The organism is Streptomyces sp. NPDC015130 (assembly GCF_043080005.1).
In the GTDB taxonomy this organism is placed as follows: domain Bacteria; phylum Actinomycetota; class Actinomycetes; order Streptomycetales; family Streptomycetaceae; genus Streptomyces.
Genome location: NZ_JBIBVC010000001.1, coordinates 432,783 through 452,235, shown reverse-complemented (window position 1 = coordinate 452,235; position 19,453 = coordinate 432,783). Strand labels below are relative to the sequence as shown.

Below are 19,453 nucleotides of genomic sequence, written 5' to 3'. Positions count from 1 at the left end.
TGGCTACCCTGCCTTCTCTGACTCTTCCAACGTACACAAAGTTGAGTGCATTCCGCTCAATCTTTCGGCGGGACTCCTGCCACGGGTAGTTTCCGGGGCATGGCCACAGACCCGAGGAACCCTTCCGACTCGTACCTCAGCTTCTGGCGCGAGTACCACATGTGCACCCTGACGACCCCGCGCGCGGACGGCACCCCGCACGTCGTGGCGGTGGGCGTCACGTACGACCCCGAGGGCGGGTACGCGCGGGTGATCACCAACAAGAACAGCCGGAAGGTCGCCAACGTCCTGGCGGCGGGCGCGGACGGGGCGCGCGTGGCGGTCTGCCAGGTCGACAAGGGGCGCTGGGCCACCCTGGAGGGCGTCGCCCACATCCGTACGGAGGCGGACACCGTCGCGGACGCCGTCGAGCGCTACGCCGCGCGGTACGGCCGGACGCCGGCCCCGAACCCGGACCGGGTCGTCATCGAGATCGCCCTCACCCGGGCGATGGGCCGCGCCTGAGAAACGCCTCTTCGGGCGCAGCACAGCGGCGCCATCGCGTTTCAGGTCCGCGATGGCGCCGCTGTGTGGGGGAAGTGCCGGAGCGATCTACAACGACGGGGGAATCGCTCAGGCACTGCGGGGGGTGGCGGTGATGGTCTCGGGCTCGATCAGCTGGTGGTCCCGCTGGTCGAGATTGACGAAGATCATGCCGTACCGGATGGCACAGCGGATGGGCTGCGGCGCACCGCGGGGGCGGCGGAGACAGCGGTACGCACGGACGTCCTCGTCCTGTTCGCGCGCCACGACGATCGGTTCTCCGAAGAGGGTGACCTTCAGCGCGTCGCCACGGTGGGGGATGGCCGTGGCGAGGTCGACGAAGTGCCAGCCGGAGCGATAGGCCGAAGCCATCTCCCGGCGGAACCGGCGATCATCGGGCGGAACGCTCACTCGCCCGCACCCTTGGGTGCGATTTCCCAGGAGGGCTCCTCGGGACTGGCGAGAACGACGTGCGCCGGCGCGCTCTCCCACGAGGGCTCGCTCGGGCCCGCCACCACCGCATGCGCCGGGTTGCTCTCCCACGAAGGCTCGCCGATGCCTGCGAGCGCACCGAGAGCAGCCGCCGCAACGGCTATGGCGCTAAGTGCACGAACCATCCTGGTCATGGCCGATCTCCACCTCTTTTGATCACTACCTCCCCCCCGCGCTAAGACGATGGCTCACCATCGCCCCTTTCCACCAGCCAACCCGGGCATCATGTTCCTGTAATTCATGACCCTGAGGGGGGTGCGAATGATGCGCAAGGGTGACGAATCAGGCCATAAGCACAGTCACGGTGAGCTATGCGACGTCGGGAGGGAGCTGTACGCGACCGCCCTCCGCACAGGCCGGATCGCCCGTTCCGAGGCCGAGGCCGCCCCCTGCCTGACGGAACTCTCCCTCCTCCACCCGGACCCGGACGACAGCCAGTGGCTGCGCGCCGTGCCGCCCTCGATAGCGCTCAACCAGCTGATCCACCCCATCGAGCAGGAGATACAGGCCCGCCGCCAGCACGCGATATCCCTGGCCGACGCGTTCGAACCGTTTCTCGCCATCCACACGCCGGACCCCTCGGCCACCCAGGCCATCACGGTCCTCGAAGGCCTCAGCGTCATCAACGCGACGCTCGACCGGGTCATCAACGAGTGCACGACCGAGCTCCTCACCATCCAGCCCGGCAGCGGACGGCGTCCCGAGACGCTGGAAGCGGCCCTGCGCCGCATGGCACCCCTGCTCGACCGCGGTGTCCGGATGCGCACGCTCTACCAGCACACCGCCCGGCACCACCCCGCGACGCTGGCGTACGTGGAGCGGGTCGCCCCCTACGGGCTGGAACTCCGCACCCTCGAAGAGATCATCGACCGGCTGATCATCGTCGACCGCAAGGTCGCCTTCGTCCCGGCCCGCACCGACCGGCAGGTCGCCCTCGAACTCCGCCACGAAGGCCTCGTCCAGTACCTCGTCGGCGTCTTCGACCAGTTCTGGCTGCACGGCGTGCCGTGGGAGGAGGAGATCCCCTACAGCCCGTCCGTGGACGGCATCGGCGGCGTCCAGCGGTCCATCGCCAAGCTCCTCGTCGAAGGACACGTCGACGAGGCCATCGCCCGGCGGCTCGGAATGAACGTCCGTACCTGCCGGGCCCACATCGCCAAGCTCGCCTCCGCGCTCGGCAGCGGCAGCCGGGCCCAGCTCGGCTACCTCATCGCCCAGTCCGGCATCCTCGAACAGGACAACTGACCACCTTGTACGTACAGATCGACCTCGACGGACCCGCGGGGACGCTCCGGGTCCACGGCCAGGGACTGCCCACCGTGGAGCTCGTACGGGCTCCCGGGGCCGGCCCCGACACCCACACCCCCATAGGCACCCGCAAGGCCGCCCTGCTCGCGCTCAGCGTCGACGGCGAACCCGCCGTCATCCGGCCCGCGCGCGGGCGGCTCCTGCGGCGCTCCTACCGGGTGGACGTCCGGACCGACGGCGTCCGCTACCGGCTCGTGCCCTGCGGGTACACCGAGAGCCGCCTCACCCGCGACGGGCGCCGGATCGGCATCCTCACCTGCTCGGGCGACGCCCGGGTCATCGACGAGTGGGACGGCGAGCCCACCCCCCGCGACCTGGCCGTCGGCACGGCCCTGGCCGCCGCTTTCGGCACCGGGGCGGCGCCCTGGTGGGAGACCCTCGGCGACATCGTGGGCGAGATGATCCCGTAGCGGAGTACACGCGCGAGGCCCCCTCCACCGTGGTGGAGGGGGCCTCGCGTGTACCTGCGAAAGCTGGTGCCCGCGCTTACTCGCCGCGCTTACTCGCCGCGCTTCGGGCGCCAGACCACCAGCGCGCTCGCCTGCTGCACGTCGGTGTACGGCACCAGGTCGCGCCGGTACGAGGCGTGCACCTGGGCCTCGCGCTGGCGCATCGCCGCCGCCGCGCCGTCGACCGCGGCCGACAGCTCGGCGATCCGGCCCTGCAGCGCCGCGACCTGGTTCTCCAGCTCGATGATGCGCTTGATGCCGGCGAGGTTGATGCCCTCGTCCTGCGACAGCGCCTGCACCTGACGGAGCAGCTCGATGTCACGGGCCGAGTAGCGCCGCCCGCGGCCCGCCGTGCGGTCCGGGGAGACCAGGCCGAGACGGTCGTACTGCCGCAGGGTCTGCGGGTGCAGACCGGAGAGCTGGGCCGCCACCGAGATGACGTACACCGGCGACTCGTCGGTCAGTTCGTACGGATTGCGTCGGCGCCCGTCCACGGGGTCACGCTCCCTTCGCGGCCTGGAACAGCTCCGCCCGGGGGTCCTCGGAGGCGGTCGCCTCGCGGAAGGTCTCCAGGGCCTCACGTGCCTTGTCGTCCAGCTCCTTCGGCACCGCGACCTCGACCGTGACGAGGAGGTCGCCCCGGGTGCCGTCCTTACGGACCGCGCCCTTGCCACGGGCGCGCATGGTCCGGCCGTTCGGAGTGCCCGCCGGCAGCTTGAGCGTCACCGCGGGGCCGCCGAGCGTCGGGACCTTGATCTCGCCGCCGAGCGCCGCCTCCGTGAAGGTGACCGGCACCGTGACGGTGAGGTTGTCGTCCTTGCGGCCGAAGACCGCGTGGTCGTCGACGTGCACGACGACGTACAGGTCGCCGTTCTGCCCGCCGCGCTCGCCGGGCGCGCCCTTGCCGCGCAGCCGGATCCGCTGCCCGTCGGAGACGCCCGCCGGGATGCGGACCTGCATGGTGCGGGAGGACTTGGCCCGGCCGCTGCCCTTGCAGACCTCGCAGGGGTTCTCGGCGATGAGGCCGCGGCCCTTGCAGTCCACGCACGGGTCGGTGAGCGAGAAGCCGCCGCCGCTGCCGCGCGAGACCTGCCCGGTGCCGACGCAGGTCGGGCACACCCGGGGCGTGCCGTTCTTGTCGCCGGTGCCGGAGCACGCCGTGCACGGCTGCTGGCTGGACATCCGCAGCGGTACGGTCGCGCCCTCGACGGCCTCGATGAAGCTGAGCGTCACCTCGGACTCGATGTCCTGGCCGCGGCGCGGCTGGGTGCGCGCACCCGGGCCGGCCCCGCGGTTGAACAGGCCGCCGAAGACGTCCCCGATGCCGCCACCGCCGCCGAAGCCGCCGCCGCCCGCCCCGCCCTGGGCTCCCCCGAAGAGGTCGCCCAGGTCGAAGTTGAACGAGCCGCCGCCCGGGCCGCCGGCCCGGAAGCCGCCGTTCCCGAACAGCGCGCGGGCCTCGTCGTACTCCTTGCGCTTCTTGGGGTCGCCGAGGATGTCGTTCGCCTCGGAGATCTCCTTGAAGCGCTCCTCCGCCTTGGCGTCGTTCTTGTTGGCGTCCGGGTGGTTCTCGCGGGCGAGCTTCCGGTACGCCTTCTTGATCTCGGCCTCGGTGGCGTCCTTGGGGACGCCGAGAACCTTGTAGTAGTCCTTCTCGACGAAGTCCTTCGTGCTCATCGACGTCCCTCCTTCCGGACGATCGTTGCGTCACCCCTCGTCGGGGGCACCGCTCTCCTCGTCGGCCTTCTCTTCCTTGGAACCGGGCGTGGCGCCCGGCTGGGGCTCGGCCACCGCGACCCGCGCGGGCCGGATGGTCCGCTCGCCGATCCGGTACCCCGGCTGCAGGATCGCCACGCAGGTCGTCTCGGTGACGTCCGGCGCGTACGAGTGCATCAGGGCCTCGTGGATCGTCGGGTCGAAGGGCTCGCCCTCCTTGCCGAACTGCTGCAGGCCCATCTTGGCGACGACGGTCTCCAGCGATTCGGCGACCGACTTGAAGCCGCCCACGAGCTCGCCGTGGTCCCGGGCCCGGCCGACGTCGTCGAGGACGGGCAGCAGGTCGGACAGGAGCGTCGCGACGGCGATCTCCTTGACCGTGACCCGGTCCCGCTCCACGCGGCGGCGGTAGTTCTGGTATTCGGCCTGGAGCCGCTGGAGGTCCGCGGTGCGCTCGTCGAGCGCGGAACGGACCTGGTCCAGCTGGGCGGTGAGGCCCGCGGTACCGGCCGACTTCTGGCTGCTTGCGTCCCCGGCCGGGGCCGTCGCCTCCTCCTTCGAGGAGTCGACGGCCTCGGCGGCGTCGTCAGGGGTGGCGCCGGAGGGGACGTCGGACTTCTCCTCGAAGCCCGGGGTCTCCTCGGTCACGCCTGGCCGCCCTTCTTGGGCTCGTCGTCGATGATCTCGGCGTCGACGACGTCGTCGTCCTTGGACGCGTTCGGAGCGTCGCCGCCGGCGGCCTGGGCGCCCTGGGCGTCGGCGTACAGCGCCTGGCCGAGCTTCTGCGAGACGGCCGCGACCTTCTCGGTGGCGGTGCGGATCTCGGCGGTGTCCTCGCCCTTGAGCTTCTCCTTCAGCTCGACGAGCGCGGCCTCGACCTCGGCCTTGACGTCACCGGGGACCTTGTCCTCGTTGTCCTTGAGGAACTTCTCCGTCTGGTAGACGAGCTGCTCGCCCTGGTTGCGGGACTCGGCGGCCTCGCGGCGGCGGTGGTCCTCGTCCGCGTACTGCTCGGCCTCCTGGCGCATGCGGTCGACCTCGTCCTTCGGCAGCGAGGAGCCGCCGGTGACGGTCATCTTCTGCTCCTTGCCCGTGCCCAGGTCCTTCGCGGTCACGTGCATGATGCCGTTGGCGTCGATGTCGAAGGCGACCTCGATCTGCGGGACGCCACGCGGCGCCGGCGGCAGACCGGTCAGCTCGAACATGCCGAGCTTCTTGTTGTACGCCGCGATCTCGCGCTCGCCCTGGTAGACCTGGATCTGCACGGACGGCTGGTTGTCCTCGGCCGTCGTGAAGATCTCGGACCGCTTGGTCGGGATCGTGGTGTTGCGCTCGATGAGCTTGGTCATGATGCCGCCCTTGGTCTCGATGCCGAGGGACAGCGGGGTCACGTCGAGGAGCAGGACGTCCTTGACCTCACCCTTGAGGACACCGGCCTGGAGGGCGGCGCCGATGGCGACGACCTCGTCCGGGTTGACGCCCTTGTTGGCGTCCTGGCCACCGGTGAGCTCCTTGACGAGCTCGGCGACGGCCGGCATACGGGTGGAGCCACCGACGAGGACGACGTGGTCGATCTCGCGGAGCTCGATGCCCGCGTCCTTGATGACGTTGTGGAACGGCACCTTGCAGCGGTCGAGCAGGTCCGAGGTCAGCTGCTGGAACTGGGCGCGCGTGAGCTTCTCGTCCAGGTGCAGCGGGCCCTCGGCGGACGCCGTGATGTACGGCAGGTTGATGGAGGTCTCGGTCGAGGACGAGAGCTCGATCTTCGCCTTCTCCGCGGCCTCGCGGAGACGCTGGAGAGCCATCTTGTCCTTGGCCAGGTCCACGCCGTGGCCGTTCTGGAACTGCGTCACCAGGTAGTCGACGACGCGCTGGTCCCAGTCGTCACCACCGAGGTGGTTGTCACCGTTGGTGGCCTTCACCTCGACGACGCCGTCGCCGATCTCCAGGAGGGACACGTCGAAGGTGCCGCCACCGAGGTCGAAGACGAGGATCGTCTGGTCGTCCTTGTCGAGGCCGTAGGCCAGGGCGGCCGCGGTCGGCTCGTTGACGATGCGCAGGACGTTGAGGCCCGCGATCTCACCGGCCTCCTTGGTGGCCTGACGCTCGGAGTCGTTGAAGTACGCGGGGACGGTGATGACCGCGTCGACGACCTTCTCGCCCAGGTACGCCTCGGCGTCACGCTTGAGCTTCTGCAGGATGAAGGCGCTCATCTGCTGCGGGTTGAAGTTCTTGCCGTCGATCTCGATCTTCCAGTCGGTGCCCATGTGGCGCTTGACCGACCGGATGGTCCTGTCGACGTTGGTGACGGCCTGGCGCTTGGCCACCTCGCCGACGAGCACCTCGCCGTTCTTCGCGAAGGCGACGACGGACGGCGTGGTCCTGGCACCCTCGGCGTTGGTGATGACGGTGGGCTCGCCGCCTTCCAGAACGCTGACGACGGAGTTAGTCGTGCCCAGGTCGATGCCGACCGCACGTGCCATTTCAATTCCTCCAGCTGACTGACTTGAGTGGATCTGACTCAAGGATGCACGACACCCCCCGGTGCGTCAACAGACCTGAGTGTGGGTGGCTCAACTCTTCACTCGCCCGGTGGCTCAATGAGGCCCATAGGGAGGGGTTGAGCGCGTCGATCCCGCTCCGGACCGGGGCACGCATGAGAGAGTCCGGATGCCCCTTGCCGGGCAAAGCAGGCATATCCCACGAATATCCCATGATTCTCATCGGTTCACTCGGAAGGGTGTGGGGAATGACGGCCAAGCGCGCCTTCGACGTCCTGGGCGGTCTCGCCCTCCTGACCGTCCTCTCCCCTGTGCTCGCCGCCGTCGCCCTCTCGGTGGCGCTCGGCGACTCGGCCCCCGGGCGGGGCGTGCTGCGCCGCCGGACGGTGGCCGGACTGCACGGCCGCGCCTTCACGATGCTGACCTTCCGCACGAAGAGCCCGCTGGCCGCACTGCCCCTGCTCCTGCACGTGGTCGCGGGCCGCATGTCGCTGGTCGGACCGTGTCCGCTGACCCCGACCCACCGCGAGTGCACGGGCGAGGGTCGCCGCCGTCTCTCCGTACGTCCCGGGCTCACCGGGCCCTGGCAGATCAGCGGGCGCTCGGAGCTGCCGTGGGAGGAGCGCGAGCTGCTCGATCTCCACTATGTGGACCACCACTGGCTGGGGATGGACCTCGCCATCCTGGCGCGTACGCTTCCAGCAGTCCGCAGGCGTCGCGCGGCAAGGTTTGCCTGAGCGACACATATCACCGCGAGCGCCGCTACAGCGCGGCGCCGTGACCGGGTAATCTCAGCGGGAACTCAATAAGTTACCGCTTAGTAGGCCCGCCCGAGGAGCCCGTCATGCAACTCGCCGCGATCATCGTGTCGATCGCCATCACGGTGGTGGCCGTCGCGCTGTTCGGCCGCGCCACCGTGCAGATCTACCGCTTCGTGCGGCTCGGTCAGCCGGTGCCCGCCGGCACGCGCACCGGTGACCCCAAGCAGCGCACCATCACGCTGGTCAAGGAATTCCTCGGCCACACCAGGATGAACCGCTGGGGCATCGTCGGCTTCGCGCACTGGTTCGTCGCGGTGGGCTTCTTCTCGCTGCTCCTGACGATCGTCAACGCCTTCGGCCAGCTCTTCCAGGCCGACTGGCTGATCCCGATCATCGGCGACTGGCTGCCGTACGAGATCTTCACCGAGTTCCTCGGCCTGATGACGGTCCTCGGCATCGTGACCCTCATCGTGATCCGGCAGCTCAGCAAGCCGACCAGGGCGGGCCGCAAGTCCCGCTTCGCCGGCTCCAAGACGGGCCAGGCGTACTTCGTCGAGGCCGTCATCCTGATCGTCGGCGTCTGCATCATGACGCTCCGCGCCCTGGAGGGCGTCCAGCACCACGTGACGAGCTGGGAGCCGGGCTTCTTCGCCTCGTACCCGCTGATCGCCCTGCTCGACGGCCTGGACCTGAGCACGATCCAGTACCTGACCTACTTCTTCGCCTGCCTCAAGATCGTCACGTCCTTCACCTGGATGATCACGGTCTCGCTCAACACCAACATGGGCGTCGCCTGGCACCGCTTCCTCGGCTTCCCGAACATCTGGTTCAAGCGCAACGCCGACGGCTCCACCGCCCTGGGCGCGCTCCAGCCGATGACCACGGCCGGCAAGGAGATCGACTGGGAGGACCCTGCCGAGGACGCCGTCTTCGGTGTCTCCCAGGTCGAGCAGTTCTCCTGGAAGGGCATCCTCGACTTCTCCACCTGCACCGAGTGCGGCCGCTGCCAGTCGCAGTGCCCCGCCTGGAACACGGGCAAGCCGCTCTCCCCGAAGCTCCTCATCATGTCGCTGCGCGACCACGCGCACGCCAAGGCCCCGTACCTGCTCGCCGGCGGCGGCAAGGACATGGAGGGCAACGAGAAGGCGACCGAGGAGCAGCTGAGGGACGTCCCCGCCTCCGCGATCGCCGAGGCGGAGCGCCCCCTCATCGGCACCGCCGAGGAGAACGGCGTCATCGACCCCGACGTCCTGTGGTCCTGCACCACCTGCGGCGCCTGCGTCGAGCAGTGCCCGGTCGACATCGAGCACATCGACCACATCGTCGACATGCGCCGCTACCAGGTGATGATCGAGTCCGCGTTCCCGTCCGAGGCGGGCACGATGCTCAAGAACCTGGAGAAGAAGGGCAACCCCTGGGGTCTCGCCAAGAAGCAGCGCGTCGAGTGGACCAAGGAGGTCGACTTCGAGGTCCCGATCGTCGGGAAGGACGTCGAGGACCTCTCCGAGTTCGACTACCTGTACTGGGTCGGCTGCGCCGGCGCCCTGGAGGACCGGGCCAAGAAGACCACCAAGGCCTTCGCCGAACTGCTCAACATCGCGGGCGTCAAGTTCGCGATCATGGGCGGCGACGAGAAGTGCACCGGTGACTCCCCCCGCCGCCTCGGCAACGAGCCGCTCTTCCAGCAGCTCGCGCAGGAGAACGTCGCGATGCTGAACATGGCGTTCGGCGAGGACGACGAGGACGAGACGACCAGGAAGCCGAAGTCGGCGAAGAAGATCGTCTCCACCTGCCCGCACTGCTTCAACACCATCGCGAACGAGTACCCGCAGCTCGGCGGCGAGTACGAGGTCATCCACCACACCCAGCTGCTCCAGCACCTCATCGACGAGGGCAAGCTGATCCCGGTGACCCCGGTCGAGGGCCTCATCACCTACCACGACCCCTGCTACCTGGGCCGTCACAACAAGGTCTACACGCCGCCGCGCGAGATCATGTCCGCCGTCCCCGGCCTGCGCCAGCAGGAGATGCACCGCCACAAGGAGCGCGGCTTCTGCTGCGGCGCCGGTGGTGCCCGGATGTGGATGGAGGAGCGGATCGGCAAGCGCATCAACAACGAGCGCGTCGAGGAGGCCCTGTCCCTCAACCCGGACATCGTCTCCACCGCCTGCCCGTTCTGCCTCGTCATGCTGACCGACTCGGTCAACGGCAAGAAGAACGAGGGCAAGGCCAAGGAGGCCGTCACGGTCGTGGACGTGGCCCAGCTGCTCCTCGAATCGGTGAAGGCCCCGGTGGACCCGGAGCCGGAGCCGGCCGAGGAGCCGGAGCCGGCGAAGTAGCCGGTGACGTAGCAGTCGGTACGTGAGAGAGGGCCGCCCCGCGTGATCGCGGGGCGGCCCTCTCCCGTACGTCTCGGCGGTGCCGGGCCACCAGGGTGCCCCGCGGACGTCCCCTAGGGGATGTCACAGCTCAGTGGCAAGGGGCGGCCTGAGGAGCGCCTCCACAGCCCGAGCGGGTACGTTCAATGCGTGGCTGGATTCAGGAACGGACGCGGCCGGGACAACCGCCCCCCGCAGCAACAGCAGCAGCAGCGACCGCAGCAGGCGCCCTACGGGCACAACGCGGCTCCGCCGTCGTACCCGCAGCAGCAGTGGCCCCCGCAGGGCGGCCCGCAGTACGGCGGTCCTCAGGGCGGTCCGCAGGGCGGCCAGTACGGCGGTCAGCGCGGCGGCCAGTACGGCGGCGGGCCCCAGGGCCAGCAGCAGCCGTACGGCGAGCCGGAGTACTTCGGCGAGCCCTACGGCCAGCAGCCGCCCTCGCAGGCGCACCCCGGCACGGCGAACAACCCGGGCCACACGCAGATGTTCAGCGTCGACGACCCGTACCGCGACGGCGGTGGCGGCTACCAGCCCGCCCCCGTCCCGGTCGGCCCCCGCCTCCCCTGGAAGGCGCTCCTGAGCGGCATCGTGCTGCGCCCGGCGGACACGTTCCTCCGGATGCGGGACCACGCCGTCTGGGGCCCGGCGCTGATCGTCACCTTCCTCTACGGCCTGCTCGCGATCTTCGGCTTCGACAAGGCGCGCGACGAGGCGATCAACGCGACGCTGTCGACGGCGATCCCGTACGTCCTGATGACCGCCCTCGGCTTCGTCCTCGGCGGACTGATCCTCGGCGCGGTCACGCACACGCTCGCCCGCCAGCTCGGCGGTGACGGCTCCTGGCAGCCGACCGTGGGCCTGTCGATGCTGATCATGTCGATCACGGACGCGCCCCGGCTCGTCTTCGCGCTCTTCCTGGGCGGCGAGAACGGCCTGGTCCAGGTCCTCGGCTGGCTGACCTGGCTCGCGCTCGGCGCGCTGCTCACGATGATGGTGAGCCGCTCGCACGACCTCCCGTGGCCGAAGGCCCTGGGCGCGTCGGCGATCCAGCTGGTCGCGCTGCTGAGCCTGACGAAGCTCGGCATGCTGTAGCGACGACGTACGAAGACATCGGGAAGCCCTCCGTCGCACGGCGCCGGAGGGCTTCCCGCTTCCCGCTGCCAGCCTCCCGCCACCGCCACTCGCCACCCGCCACTCGCCACCCGCCGCCCGCCACCCGCCGCCCGCCACCCGCTGCCCGCCTTCCGCCTTGCGCGTCCGCTCAGCGGCCTCGGCCGATGCGCCACCAGTCCTTGCGAGCCGCGGGGTCGGCCGGGGCGGCCGGGTCCGCCCCCTCCTCCGTCCCGTCGGCCCAGAACTCCAGGAGGTCGCCCGGCGCGAGCCCGAGGGCGTGCTCGCGCCCGGGGTGAGGCCGCGCGCCGGGCTGCGGCGCACCAGCTCCTCGACCGTCGCGACCGCCGCGACGCCGTCGAGCCCCGGCATGAGCGGCCCGATCGACTCGCGGATCAGCGAGGCGTCGTCGACGACCCTGCAGAAGATCGCGACGGCGGGCGGCTACGCGGGCCCCCTGGACGGGGTCCCGGGCCCGAACACGTACGGGGCGCTGGCCAACCTGGTCGATTGAGCGGGTTTCGTCGACTGTTCGTGAATTCTGATTCACGACCGGCGTCGGCAATTCCGTTTGGCCGCCAAGATCGCTTTTCCGCCACCCTCAGCAATTCCGTTGACATGGCACAGACAGATGAGAGGATCACCCGGGACTCACCGCATGGAATCGATTTCCAACAATCGAGGAGTTTTATGTCCGGGAAGCTTGCCCGCATAGCAATATTCTCGACCGCACTCGCCGCCTTCGGAATGACGGGGGCGGTGACGAGCACCGCTTCCGCCGCACCGGCGGCACCGACGTCGATGCACTTCATCACGCACTACAGCTCCGAGTCGCAGTGCCACGGCGGCGGCAGCTACTACGTCCGACACGGATACTCGTCGTACTACTGTCACCGCGAGTCCGCGGGCTGGGGCCTTTACGTCTGGGACTGACATTTCCCGGACCGCTGAAAAAGGAAAGGGCCCCCGTCGACCGAAGTCGACGAGGGCCCTTTCGTTCACGCACAGATCACGCCACCGGATCGCGTCGCGGATCACGCCACCACATCACGCCACGGGCTCGCATCGTCGGATCGCGTCGTCCGATCGCATCGTCGGATCGCATCGTCGGATCGATCCGCTCAGGCGTCGAGGACCTGGCCCTCGCGCTTCACGACGGGCGGCTCGACCGACCAGGGGAAGTTGATCCACTCGTCGGTCTTCTTCCACACGTACTCGCACTTCACGAGCGAGTGCGACTTCTCGTAGATGACGGCCGAACGGACCTCGGCGACGTGGTCGACGCAGAAGTCGTGGACGAGCTTGAGCGTCTTGCCGGTGTCGGCGACGTCGTCCGTGATCAGGACCTTCTTGTCGGAGAAGTCGATCGCGTCGGGCACGGGCGCCAGCATGACCGGCATCTCCAGGGTGGTGCCCACGCCGGTGTAGAACTCCACGTTCACGAGATGGATGTTCTTGCAGTCGAGCGCGTAGGCCAGACCGCCGGCGACGAAGACACCGCCGCGGGCGATGGAGAGGACGATGTCCGGCTCGTAGCCGTCGTCGGCGATGGTCTGCGCCAGCTCACGGACGGCCTTGCCGAAGCCCTCGTACGTCAGGTTCTCGCGTACTTCACTCATGACGGCTACCGCCTCACACCTGGGTCCGATGGAAGTTCATGAAGGAGCGGGAGGCGGTCGGCCCCCGCTGCCCCTGGTACCGGGAGCCGTACCGCTCGCTCCCGTACGGGAACTCGGCGGGCGTGCTCAGCCGGAACATGCACAGCTGGCCGATCTTCATGCCCGGCCACAGCTTGATCGGCAGGGTGGCGAGGTTCGACAGCTCCAGGGTCACGTGGCCCGAGAAGCCGGGGTCGATGAACCCGGCGGTCGAGTGCGTGACGAGCCCCAGCCGCCCCAGGGAGCTCTTCCCCTCCAGGCGCGAGGCGATGTCGTCCGGCAGGGTGATGACCTCGTAGGTCGAGGCGAGCACGAACTCGCCCGGGTGCAGGATGAACGCCTCGTCGCCCTCCGGCTCGACCTCGCGCGTCAGGTCGAGCTGCTCGACGGCGGGGTCGATGTGGGGGTAGCGGTGGTTCTCGAACACCCGGAAGAAGCGGTCAAGCCTCACGTCGATGCTCGAGGGCTGCACCATGGATTCGTCGTACGGGTCGATGCGCACCCGTCCGGCATCGATCTCGGCCCGGATGTCCTTGTCTGAGAGAAGCACGCCCCCACGATACGCAGAGGGCGCGGACCTGCCCCAATCGGCAGGGTCCCGCGCCCACCGGTACCGTCAGCGCTCGCCGAGCACCACGGGCACCGCGTGCCGCAGCCGCGCACACCGCGGACACCGGATGAGCCGCCCGGGCCCGATCCGCCCGGCCCCGAGCTGCTGGAGCGGGAACGTGGCGGTACTGAACACGTGCCCTTCGGCACAGCGGACGACGGTGCGCTCCATGGAACCCATCAAGTCCCTTCCCCTACACATGCGGTGGACGAGACAGCCACATTAGGGGATCAACAGGACACCCTCCAGGCGCCGCTCCGCACCCACCCGCACACGCGGGGGCGCGAGCTTCGCCTGAAGTGGCGCATGGGGTACAGTGTGCAACGATGCGGCACGGATCACCCGTCCGCTGTGCGGATGTAGTTTAATGGTAGAACATGAGCTTCCCAAGCTTATAGCGCGGGTTCGATTCCCGTCATCCGCTCTTCTACCAAGCCCCAGGTCAGCGACCTGGGGCTTCGTCATTGTCTAGACCTGTCAGGGCCTTCCGTGCCCTCCGCGTGCCCCGACTCGCAGGGTTGCCCAGGCCGGAGGACTGTCCGAGCGCCATTCACACCTCCCGGACGCGACCGCGTCTCGCATCACGAGACGCAATTCGTGTGACCCGCGTCGCAGCAGCAGCCGCCCAGTGCGAATTCGCGCCCCTGAAGAGGCAGTTGGCGGACGCGTCCGGTCAGGCAGCGCCTACCCCCGCACCTGTCGACCGGCCGGCGGATCTGGGTCCACAGGGAAGAGCGACCGGGCGCCTGTCATCTCCAGAAGACGCTGGAGCTGGGGCCGGGGGGCCGCCAGGCGGATGACAGTGCCGGTCCCTTGGGCTGCGCGGCGCGCGGCGAGGAGTGCGTTCAGCGCTGAGGAGTCGCAGAAGGTGAGACCGCTGCAGTCGAGCGCCACGGGCTTGGCCGCCGAAGCGTGAGTGAGGGCATCGGAGAGGGCTCGGTGCAAGGCGGGTGCCGTATCGATGTCGATTTCCCCCATGGGCCTGATCGTGACGGCGTGGTCCAGGACCTCCACGTCGATGCCATTGCCGCCGGGGTGCTGGGGAAGCTGTCCGGCCATGGTGATCACTCCTTGCATCTACGAACGTCTCCGACACCGGGGGTGCGGGTCACGTACTGCGCTGATCGCGGGCGTCCTGGCGGAGCTGGTCGGCGTGTCGGGTCATGGCGTCGATGCGCTCGGCGAGCTCGGCGTCCTCGGGCCGCAGGTGGGCGCGGGTACCGGTCAGCGGGCCGACGAGTCGGGCGGTGTCGTTGTGGGCGAGGGCCTGGTTCAGGTCGCCGATGGCACCCTCGGCGTCATCGGCGAGGCCGGTGAGAGCGGTGATCTGGCCGGCGAGCCGGCGCAGGTCGGCGGCGTTGTCACGGGCCCACACGTCCACGCTGCGGTCGGCAGCGCGGGCGTCCCGGGTGGCCTGGACGCGTTCCTCGCCCGTACTTCCGACCCTCCCCGGCCGCAGGCGCAGGTAGCGGCGCTCGGCGGCCTGGCGGCTGGCGACTCCGAGGGGGCCGGCGAGGTCGGCCCAACTGGCGCCCTCACTGCGGGCGGTTTCGATCAGGCCGGTCTCCCAGCCGCCCAGCTGCTCGCGGACCTCGCGCAGCATGAGCAGGGCGGCCAACGCCGGGTGGGGGTTCGCGCCCGCTGCCGGCGGTGCTCCCGATGTGTTCGCAGAGGCTTCCTGCGCTTCCCTGACGGCCTGGTTGATGGTCTCCAGCGCCGCGGCGGCAGCCAGGAAGGTGACGCGCGCGGTCGGCTCTGCGGCCTCTTTCATGACGGTCTCCGTGGTCTGTCATCCTCCTGATGACTTCCTGCTTGTCATCGTTTCGATGACATGTTACAACGGGAGCACGTTGAAGCGCATTGGCAGTTTCTGCCTGAACCAACTGGAGGTGTTTCGCGATGTTGATGCGCACCGACCCGTTCCGCGAGATGGACCGGATCCTTCAGCAGTTCTCTGGTGCGTCGGGCACATGGTCGAAGCCGTCCGTGATGCCGATGGACGCCTACCGCCGGGGCGACGCCTACGTGATCGCCTTCGACCTCCCCGGTGTCAGCACCGAGGCCATCGACATCGACGTCGAGCGGAACATGCTGACCGTCAAGGCCGAGCGCCGGCCCGCGGAGAAGTCCGACGGCGTGCAGATGGAGCTCTCCGAGCGGCCCCTCGGTGTCTTCTCCCGCCAGCTCATGCTGGCCGACACCCTCGACACCGAGCACATCGAAGCCGACTACGACGCGGGTGTCCTGACCCTGCGGATCCCGATCGCCGAACGCGCCAAGCCGCGGAAGATCGCGATCGGCGGCGACTCCGGCCGCAAGCAGATCTCCGGCTGACCGGCCCGGCAACCACCCGGCACCAGCAGCGGAGGACGGGGAACCCGATCCCCCTCCGGCACCCCGTCCTCCGCGCCCTCCCCTTCCTTCGCCCCTCCCCTGGAGGTGACGTGAGATGTCGATGCGCAGGGAAGCCTTTCTGGACCACGTGCAGGAACGCGGCGAGTACGAGACCCAGGAGGAAGCCGAACGGGTGGCCCGCGTAGTCCTGGCCCTGCTGGGCGCCCACCTGGTCGGATCCGTGCGAGCGGCACTCGCCGCCCGCCTTCCCGAGGCCTACGCCCTGATCCTCCTCAACCCCCTGCAGGCCGCAGAGCCGCTCTCCCCCGAACGCTTCGTCCGCGCCACCGCAGCCTGGATCGAAGGCGCCACTGACAAGACGGCCTTGTGGGACATCGGCGCGGTCCTGTCCACCGTGGCCGCCGCGGCGGGAGACCCCCTCATGCACGAGGTCCTGCTCCAGCTCCCGCCCGGATACGACCTACTCTTCGGCCACCCCCATGCCGTCTGACCGCCGGCCGAGGACCGCCCCTCTCAGAGAAAGGCAACCGAAGCACCATGTACGACCAGCCTCGAGCGAACCCGGCCCAGCCCGCCATGACGTTCGAGCACATGCTGGAACGCGTGCGCTACGAAGGCGCGTATCCCACCCGCGAACGCGCCGAGGAAGCCGTCCGTACCGTCCTCGCCGCCCTCGGACGGCAGCTCGTCGGGGACGAACGCGTCGACCTCGCACGATGCCTGCCCGTCGAGGCCGCCCTCGCCCTGACCGCTCAGACCCCTGACACCGAACGACTCACCGGCTGGGCCTTCATCAAGGACATCGCCACCCGGGCCGGCACCAGCCCGGCCATCGCCCGCTGGGACACCGGCGCCGTCTTCGCCGTCGTGACACGGCTCACCGGTCCCGGCCTCCTCGGCCGGATCCTCCATCAGCTTCCCGATGGCTACGCGCTCCTCTTCGGCCAGGCAGAACTCAGGCAGCAGCCTCAGCGTGCCGCCTGATGTGACCGGCTGCGCAGGACTGCGGGTTTTGATCCGCACAGCACCAGGGACAGCGAGAGAAAGCCCCACCCCGGAGCTCGCACGGAATGCCGTGCCACAACGTGCCAGTAGCGGCGGTGAACAACGGTCACCAAGGGGCCCAGCGAAGTGCCCAGGAGAGCCCCCTCTGCCCACGTTTTTGCAGGTCAGCAGCCACAGCAGGCCCAAGTGCAGGGTGATTCCCAAGCTTATAGCGCGGGTTCGATTCCCGTCATCCGCTCTTGGACGAAGGCCCTGGTCAGAGACCAGGGCCTTCGTCGTTGTCTCGATCGTCGGCCCGACCGGAATCCGGTCAGAACTCCAGCACCTCGCGGTCGAGCGGGTACCGCGCGCGGTGGGGGCCGTCGTACGGCGAGGGCGTGATCGGCAGGACGCCGGTGGGCTGCAGGCCCAGGTTGTCGTCCCAGATGCGGGGTTCGACGTGTCCGACGACGCGGAACTTCCGGAAGGTGAACGGGGGGCTGTCGGTCGGGAAGAACTCGGGCGTCGTCATCACCTGGAAGTGCAGGTGCGGCGTGGTCGAGTTGCCGCTGTTGCCGATCAGCCCGAGGACCCGGCCGGGTTCGACGTGGTCGCCCTCCCGGACCCTGAGCGAGCCGGGCTTCAGGTGGGCGTAGAGGAGGTAGCGGCCGGGCGCGACCTCCACGGTGACGTGGTTGCCGACGGTCTCCTCGATCGGGGGGACCGGCGGCGTGACGGGCGGCGTGTTGTCCGGGATCCCGTCCTGGACCTCCACCACTCGGCCGCCGGCCGCCGCCACGACGGGCTGCCGGTAGCTCAGGTAGCTGGTGAGCCGCGCGGGGTCGCCCTCCCAGGTCTGCCCCTGCTCGCCGACCCGGTACCAGTCGATCGCGAAGCGCTGCGGTACGTAGAAGCGGCCGTTGATCGGGCCGAGGCCGCGACGGTGGTGGGTGTTGCCGCAGCACGATTCGCTGGAGTACCAGGTGCCGGGGCGGACCGGTGCGTTCAGGTTCAGCGGCGCGGTGCGGTCGGTCGGGGTGACCTGAACCGTCTCCTCGAACGGGGCGGAGCCGGAGGCAGTGAGGACGGCGCCCGAGAGGTGGTGCTCAAGGACCTTGGGCACCCGCTGGCCGTGGTCGAGGGCCAGGTCGATCCAGACGACCCACTGCTGGGAGCCCGGGATCACGGTCGGCGTCGGCCCCGGCGGCGCCGGCGTATACCCGTCCGCACCCGGCAGGGGGTCGCCCACCGGGTTGGCGGCATCGGCCAGCGCCTGCCCGCTCAGCGATCCCACCACCCGGTGTGTGCGGGCGTCCCGGACCTCGACACGGTCCAGCCGCACCCGTGCGCTGCTGGGCAGCGCGTTCGTGGTGAGCAGTTCGTACGAGAGGTGCGTCTTGCCGTCCGTGGCAACGAACGGAGCCGGTTCCGTCATCACCGCCGCCGTCAGCGGCGTGAACTGGGGGCCGGGCACCGGCGCGGCCTCGCCTGTGCCGTATCCGGGTGTCGTCGAAGCCGTCAGCATGCCGACCGCGAGCAGGGCGGCGGCGAGCCCGCGACGTAGCGGGCCGCGGCCGGTGCGGTTGCGAGGGTGGCGCTCTGCCATGGTGCTCTTCCAGTCGTCGGGTCCGGGGCCGCGAAGGGCACCGGCACGCCCCGCGCCGGGGCGCAGGCCCATGTAATCCGGCGACGCGGCGCTCGTCGCGCACAGCGCCGGAGGCCGGTGCAGAACTACACCCGTCCAGCCGCACCGGACCGCCGGGTGGAAGCCGGTACGTGCCCCATCCGTGCCCTCCAGGACGGTGAACAGCGGTCACCACGGGTGTGAGCAGAGCCTCCCGGCAGGACCCGCGAAGAGACTTGTCCGCAGGTCAGAGGCCATGTGGGCGGCCAAAGCAGCGGTGATTCCCAAGCTCATGGCGCGGGTTCGATTCCCGTCATCCGCTCTTCTCACGAAGCCCCAGGTCAGCGACCTGGGGCTTCGTCGTTGTCCGGTCGGTGCGGTCCGAGCGGTCGGGCTGTGCGGCGGCGGGCGGGTTTTCCGGTGGGACTTCATGCTGGAGGGAGTTCTGTCGAAATCTGCTGGAGGCCGGAATGCGCCGAAGCGAGGACGTCGTGGCCCGGCGGACGGAGCGTCGCGAGCACGCCGACTACACCGGCGCCGTGTACGGGTCCATGCTCGCGGCCTCCGTCGTCGTCGGTGCCGGCAGCCTGGGCCAGTTTCCGCGCCTGGAGCTCGTGCTGCTCCTCCTGCTCACCGGGGCGGTTTTCTGGATCGCGCACGTCCACGCGACGCTGTTCGGCGAGCGGCTGGCGCAGCGGACCGCGACCCGCCAGATCGTGCTGCGCGCCTGCCGTGACGAGTGGCCGATCCTCAAGGCGGCGGTCCCGCCCGCCGCGGCGGTCGCGGTCAGTCCGCTGCTGGGTCTGGACATGCCCGGCACCCTCTGGCTGGCACTCGGAGTCGCGATCGCCGGTCAGATCGGCTGGTCCGCGGCGGCCGCCCGCCGGGTCGGCGCCTCATGGCGCCAGGTGGCCGTCACCGCCACCGTCAACCTGCTGCTCGGCCTGCTGATCGTCGGCTTCAAGCTGCTCCTGAAGCACTGACG

At 69.5% G+C, this 19,453-nt stretch carries 23 protein-coding genes and 1 tRNA gene; 13 read left to right on the top strand and 11 right to left on the bottom strand.

Features of this window, described 5'->3' with window-relative positions; genetic code table 11:
• Positions 1-99 precede the first annotated feature (99 nt).
• Positions 100-504, top strand: a complete 405-nt coding sequence (locus ACF08F_RS02175; RefSeq protein WP_392296579.1) for a pyridoxamine 5'-phosphate oxidase family protein — start codon at positions 100-102, stop codon at positions 502-504.
• Between the two features lie 108 nt (positions 505-612).
• Here ACF08F_RS02175 and ACF08F_RS02170 read toward each other — a convergent pair whose 3' ends face one another.
• Positions 613-933, bottom strand: coding sequence for a hypothetical protein (locus ACF08F_RS02170; RefSeq protein ID WP_024755935.1), 321 nt, complete (start codon positions 931-933; stop codon positions 613-615).
• Positions 934-1,254: 321 nt separating this feature from the next.
• Between ACF08F_RS02170 and ACF08F_RS02165 the strand changes: the two genes are divergently transcribed.
• Positions 1,255-2,259, top strand: a complete 1,005-nt coding sequence (locus ACF08F_RS02165) for a helix-turn-helix transcriptional regulator (protein ID WP_392296578.1) — start codon at positions 1,255-1,257, stop codon at positions 2,257-2,259.
• 5 nt (positions 2,260-2,264) lie between these two features.
• Entirely contained in the window at positions 2,265-2,732 is a 468-nt protein-coding gene (locus ACF08F_RS02160) for a hypothetical protein (protein ID WP_392296577.1), read from the top strand.
• An 89-nt stretch (positions 2,733-2,821) separates the two neighbouring features.
• On the opposite strand, the gene ACF08F_RS02155 is transcribed toward ACF08F_RS02160, so the two are convergent.
• Genes ACF08F_RS02155 through dnaK form a run of 4 tightly spaced genes read right to left on the bottom strand, consistent with a single transcriptional unit; the run spans position 2,822 to position 6,970 of the window.
• Complete coding sequence (locus ACF08F_RS02155) at positions 2,822-3,265, bottom strand: heat shock protein transcriptional repressor HspR (RefSeq protein ID WP_392296576.1); 444 nt, start codon at positions 3,263-3,265, stop codon at positions 2,822-2,824.
• Positions 3,266-3,269: 4 nt separating this feature from the next.
• Positions 3,270-4,448: a molecular chaperone DnaJ gene (dnaJ, locus tag ACF08F_RS02150; RefSeq protein WP_392296575.1), complete on the bottom strand. Its 1,179-nt coding sequence runs from the start codon at positions 4,446-4,448 to the stop codon at positions 3,270-3,272.
• 30 nt (positions 4,449-4,478) lie between these two features.
• Positions 4,479-5,135, bottom strand: a complete 657-nt coding sequence (gene grpE, locus ACF08F_RS02145; protein WP_392296574.1) for a nucleotide exchange factor GrpE — start codon at positions 5,133-5,135, stop codon at positions 4,479-4,481.
• Positions 5,132-6,970, bottom strand: a complete 1,839-nt coding sequence (gene dnaK, locus ACF08F_RS02140) for a molecular chaperone DnaK (RefSeq protein WP_392296573.1) — start codon at positions 6,968-6,970, stop codon at positions 5,132-5,134. Before dnaK ends, grpE begins: the two co-directional genes overlap by 4 nt.
• 266 nt (positions 6,971-7,236) lie before the next feature.
• Between dnaK and ACF08F_RS02135 the strand changes: the two genes are divergently transcribed.
• From ACF08F_RS02135 to ACF08F_RS02115, 5 genes are all read left to right on the top strand, one after another.
• The gene (locus ACF08F_RS02135; RefSeq protein WP_392296572.1) at positions 7,237-7,725 is read left to right on the top strand and encodes a sugar transferase; all 489 of its coding nucleotides are present in this window, start codon (positions 7,237-7,239) and stop codon (positions 7,723-7,725) included.
• 107 nt (positions 7,726-7,832) lie between these two features.
• A complete protein-coding gene (locus ACF08F_RS02130; protein ID WP_392296571.1) occupies positions 7,833-10,088 on the top strand; it encodes a (Fe-S)-binding protein in 2,256 nt (751 codons plus the stop codon).
• A 189-nt stretch (positions 10,089-10,277) separates the two neighbouring features.
• A complete protein-coding gene (locus ACF08F_RS02125) occupies positions 10,278-11,219 on the top strand; it encodes a Yip1 family protein (RefSeq protein ID WP_392296570.1) in 942 nt (313 codons plus the stop codon).
• Between the two features lie 157 nt (positions 11,220-11,376).
• Entirely contained in the window at positions 11,377-11,751 is a 375-nt protein-coding gene (locus ACF08F_RS02120; RefSeq protein WP_392296569.1) for a hypothetical protein, read from the top strand.
• 245 nt (positions 11,752-11,996) lie between these two features.
• Positions 11,997-12,170 carry a hypothetical protein gene (locus ACF08F_RS02115; RefSeq protein ID WP_392296568.1) on the top strand — a complete coding sequence of 58 codons (174 nt, stop codon included), beginning with the start codon at positions 11,997-11,999 and terminating at the stop codon, positions 12,168-12,170.
• A gap of 188 nt (positions 12,171-12,358) precedes the next feature.
• Here ACF08F_RS02115 and ACF08F_RS02110 read toward each other — a convergent pair whose 3' ends face one another.
• From ACF08F_RS02110 to ACF08F_RS02100, 3 genes are all read right to left on the bottom strand, one after another.
• The gene (locus tag ACF08F_RS02110) at positions 12,359-12,856 is read right to left on the bottom strand and encodes a phosphoribosyltransferase (RefSeq protein ID WP_141302456.1); all 498 of its coding nucleotides are present in this window, start codon (positions 12,854-12,856) and stop codon (positions 12,359-12,361) included.
• Positions 12,857-12,869: 13 nt separating this feature from the next.
• Entirely contained in the window at positions 12,870-13,445 is a 576-nt protein-coding gene (gene dcd / locus ACF08F_RS02105) for a dCTP deaminase (RefSeq protein ID WP_055642613.1), read from the bottom strand.
• A 66-nt stretch (positions 13,446-13,511) separates the two neighbouring features.
• Positions 13,512-13,685, bottom strand: coding sequence for a hypothetical protein (locus ACF08F_RS02100; RefSeq protein ID WP_392296567.1), 174 nt, complete (start codon positions 13,683-13,685; stop codon positions 13,512-13,514).
• Positions 13,686-13,858: 173 nt separating this feature from the next.
• On the opposite strand from ACF08F_RS02100, the gene ACF08F_RS02095 reads away from it, so the two are divergent.
• Positions 13,859-13,929, top strand: a tRNA-Gly gene (locus ACF08F_RS02095).
• A 260-nt stretch (positions 13,930-14,189) separates the two neighbouring features.
• On the opposite strand, the gene ACF08F_RS02090 is transcribed toward ACF08F_RS02095, so the two are convergent.
• Positions 14,190-14,564 carry an STAS domain-containing protein gene (locus ACF08F_RS02090; RefSeq protein ID WP_392296566.1) on the bottom strand — a complete coding sequence of 125 codons (375 nt, stop codon included), beginning with the start codon at positions 14,562-14,564 and terminating at the stop codon, positions 14,190-14,192.
• Positions 14,565-14,613: 49 nt separating this feature from the next.
• Complete coding sequence (locus ACF08F_RS02085) at positions 14,614-15,276, bottom strand: HSP18 transcriptional regulator (protein ID WP_392296565.1); 663 nt, start codon at positions 15,274-15,276, stop codon at positions 14,614-14,616.
• 128 nt (positions 15,277-15,404) lie between these two features.
• On the opposite strand from ACF08F_RS02085, the gene ACF08F_RS02080 reads away from it, so the two are divergent.
• From ACF08F_RS02080 to ACF08F_RS02070, 3 genes are all read left to right on the top strand, one after another.
• Complete coding sequence (locus ACF08F_RS02080) at positions 15,405-15,839, top strand: Hsp20/alpha crystallin family protein (RefSeq protein WP_392296564.1); 435 nt, start codon at positions 15,405-15,407, stop codon at positions 15,837-15,839.
• 115 nt (positions 15,840-15,954) lie between these two features.
• On the top strand, positions 15,955-16,350 hold the full coding sequence (locus ACF08F_RS02075) for a DUF2267 domain-containing protein (RefSeq protein ID WP_392296563.1): 396 nt from the start codon (positions 15,955-15,957) through the stop codon (positions 16,348-16,350).
• Between the two features lie 47 nt (positions 16,351-16,397).
• A complete protein-coding gene (locus ACF08F_RS02070; RefSeq protein ID WP_392296562.1) occupies positions 16,398-16,844 on the top strand; it encodes a DUF2267 domain-containing protein in 447 nt (148 codons plus the stop codon).
• A 331-nt stretch (positions 16,845-17,175) separates the two neighbouring features.
• On the opposite strand, the gene ACF08F_RS02065 is transcribed toward ACF08F_RS02070, so the two are convergent.
• On the bottom strand, positions 17,176-18,450 hold the full coding sequence (locus ACF08F_RS02065; protein ID WP_392296561.1) for a M23 family metallopeptidase: 1,275 nt from the start codon (positions 18,448-18,450) through the stop codon (positions 17,176-17,178).
• Positions 18,451-18,938: 488 nt separating this feature from the next.
• On the opposite strand from ACF08F_RS02065, the gene ACF08F_RS02060 reads away from it, so the two are divergent.
• A complete protein-coding gene (locus tag ACF08F_RS02060) occupies positions 18,939-19,451 on the top strand; it encodes a hypothetical protein (protein ID WP_392296560.1) in 513 nt (170 codons plus the stop codon).
• Positions 19,452-19,453 lie beyond the last annotated feature (2 nt).

Bases quoted from the DNA above. Each gene is read 5' to 3' on its own strand.
- ACF08F_RS02175 (WP_392296579.1), top strand. From the start codon at position 100: ATGGCCACAGACCCGAGGAACCCTTCCGACTCGTACCTCAGCTTCTGG.
- ACF08F_RS02165 (WP_392296578.1), top strand. From the start codon at position 1,255: ATGACCCTGAGGGGGGTGCGAATGATGCGCAAGGGTGACGAATCAGGC.
- dnaJ (WP_392296575.1), bottom strand. From the start codon at position 4,448: ATGAGCACGAAGGACTTCGTCGAGAAGGACTACTACAAGGTTCTCGGC.
- dnaK (WP_392296573.1), bottom strand. From the start codon at position 6,970: ATGGCACGTGCGGTCGGCATCGACCTGGGCACGACTAACTCCGTCGTC.
- ACF08F_RS02135 (WP_392296572.1), top strand. From the start codon at position 7,237: ATGACGGCCAAGCGCGCCTTCGACGTCCTGGGCGGTCTCGCCCTCCTG.
- ACF08F_RS02130 (WP_392296571.1), top strand. From the start codon at position 7,833: ATGCAACTCGCCGCGATCATCGTGTCGATCGCCATCACGGTGGTGGCC.
- ACF08F_RS02110 (WP_141302456.1), bottom strand. From the start codon at position 12,856: ATGAGTGAAGTACGCGAGAACCTGACGTACGAGGGCTTCGGCAAGGCC.
- ACF08F_RS02100 (WP_392296567.1), bottom strand. From the start codon at position 13,685: ATGGGTTCCATGGAGCGCACCGTCGTCCGCTGTGCCGAAGGGCACGTG.
- ACF08F_RS02090 (WP_392296566.1), bottom strand. From the start codon at position 14,564: ATGGCCGGACAGCTTCCCCAGCACCCCGGCGGCAATGGCATCGACGTG.
- ACF08F_RS02085 (WP_392296565.1), bottom strand. From the start codon at position 15,276: ATGAAAGAGGCCGCAGAGCCGACCGCGCGCGTCACCTTCCTGGCTGCC.
- ACF08F_RS02080 (WP_392296564.1), top strand. From the start codon at position 15,405: ATGTTGATGCGCACCGACCCGTTCCGCGAGATGGACCGGATCCTTCAG.
- ACF08F_RS02075 (WP_392296563.1), top strand. From the start codon at position 15,955: ATGTCGATGCGCAGGGAAGCCTTTCTGGACCACGTGCAGGAACGCGGC.
- ACF08F_RS02070 (WP_392296562.1), top strand. From the start codon at position 16,398: ATGTACGACCAGCCTCGAGCGAACCCGGCCCAGCCCGCCATGACGTTC.
- ACF08F_RS02065 (WP_392296561.1), bottom strand. From the start codon at position 18,450: ATGGCAGAGCGCCACCCTCGCAACCGCACCGGCCGCGGCCCGCTACGT.
- ACF08F_RS02060 (WP_392296560.1), top strand. From the start codon at position 18,939: ATGCGCCGAAGCGAGGACGTCGTGGCCCGGCGGACGGAGCGTCGCGAG.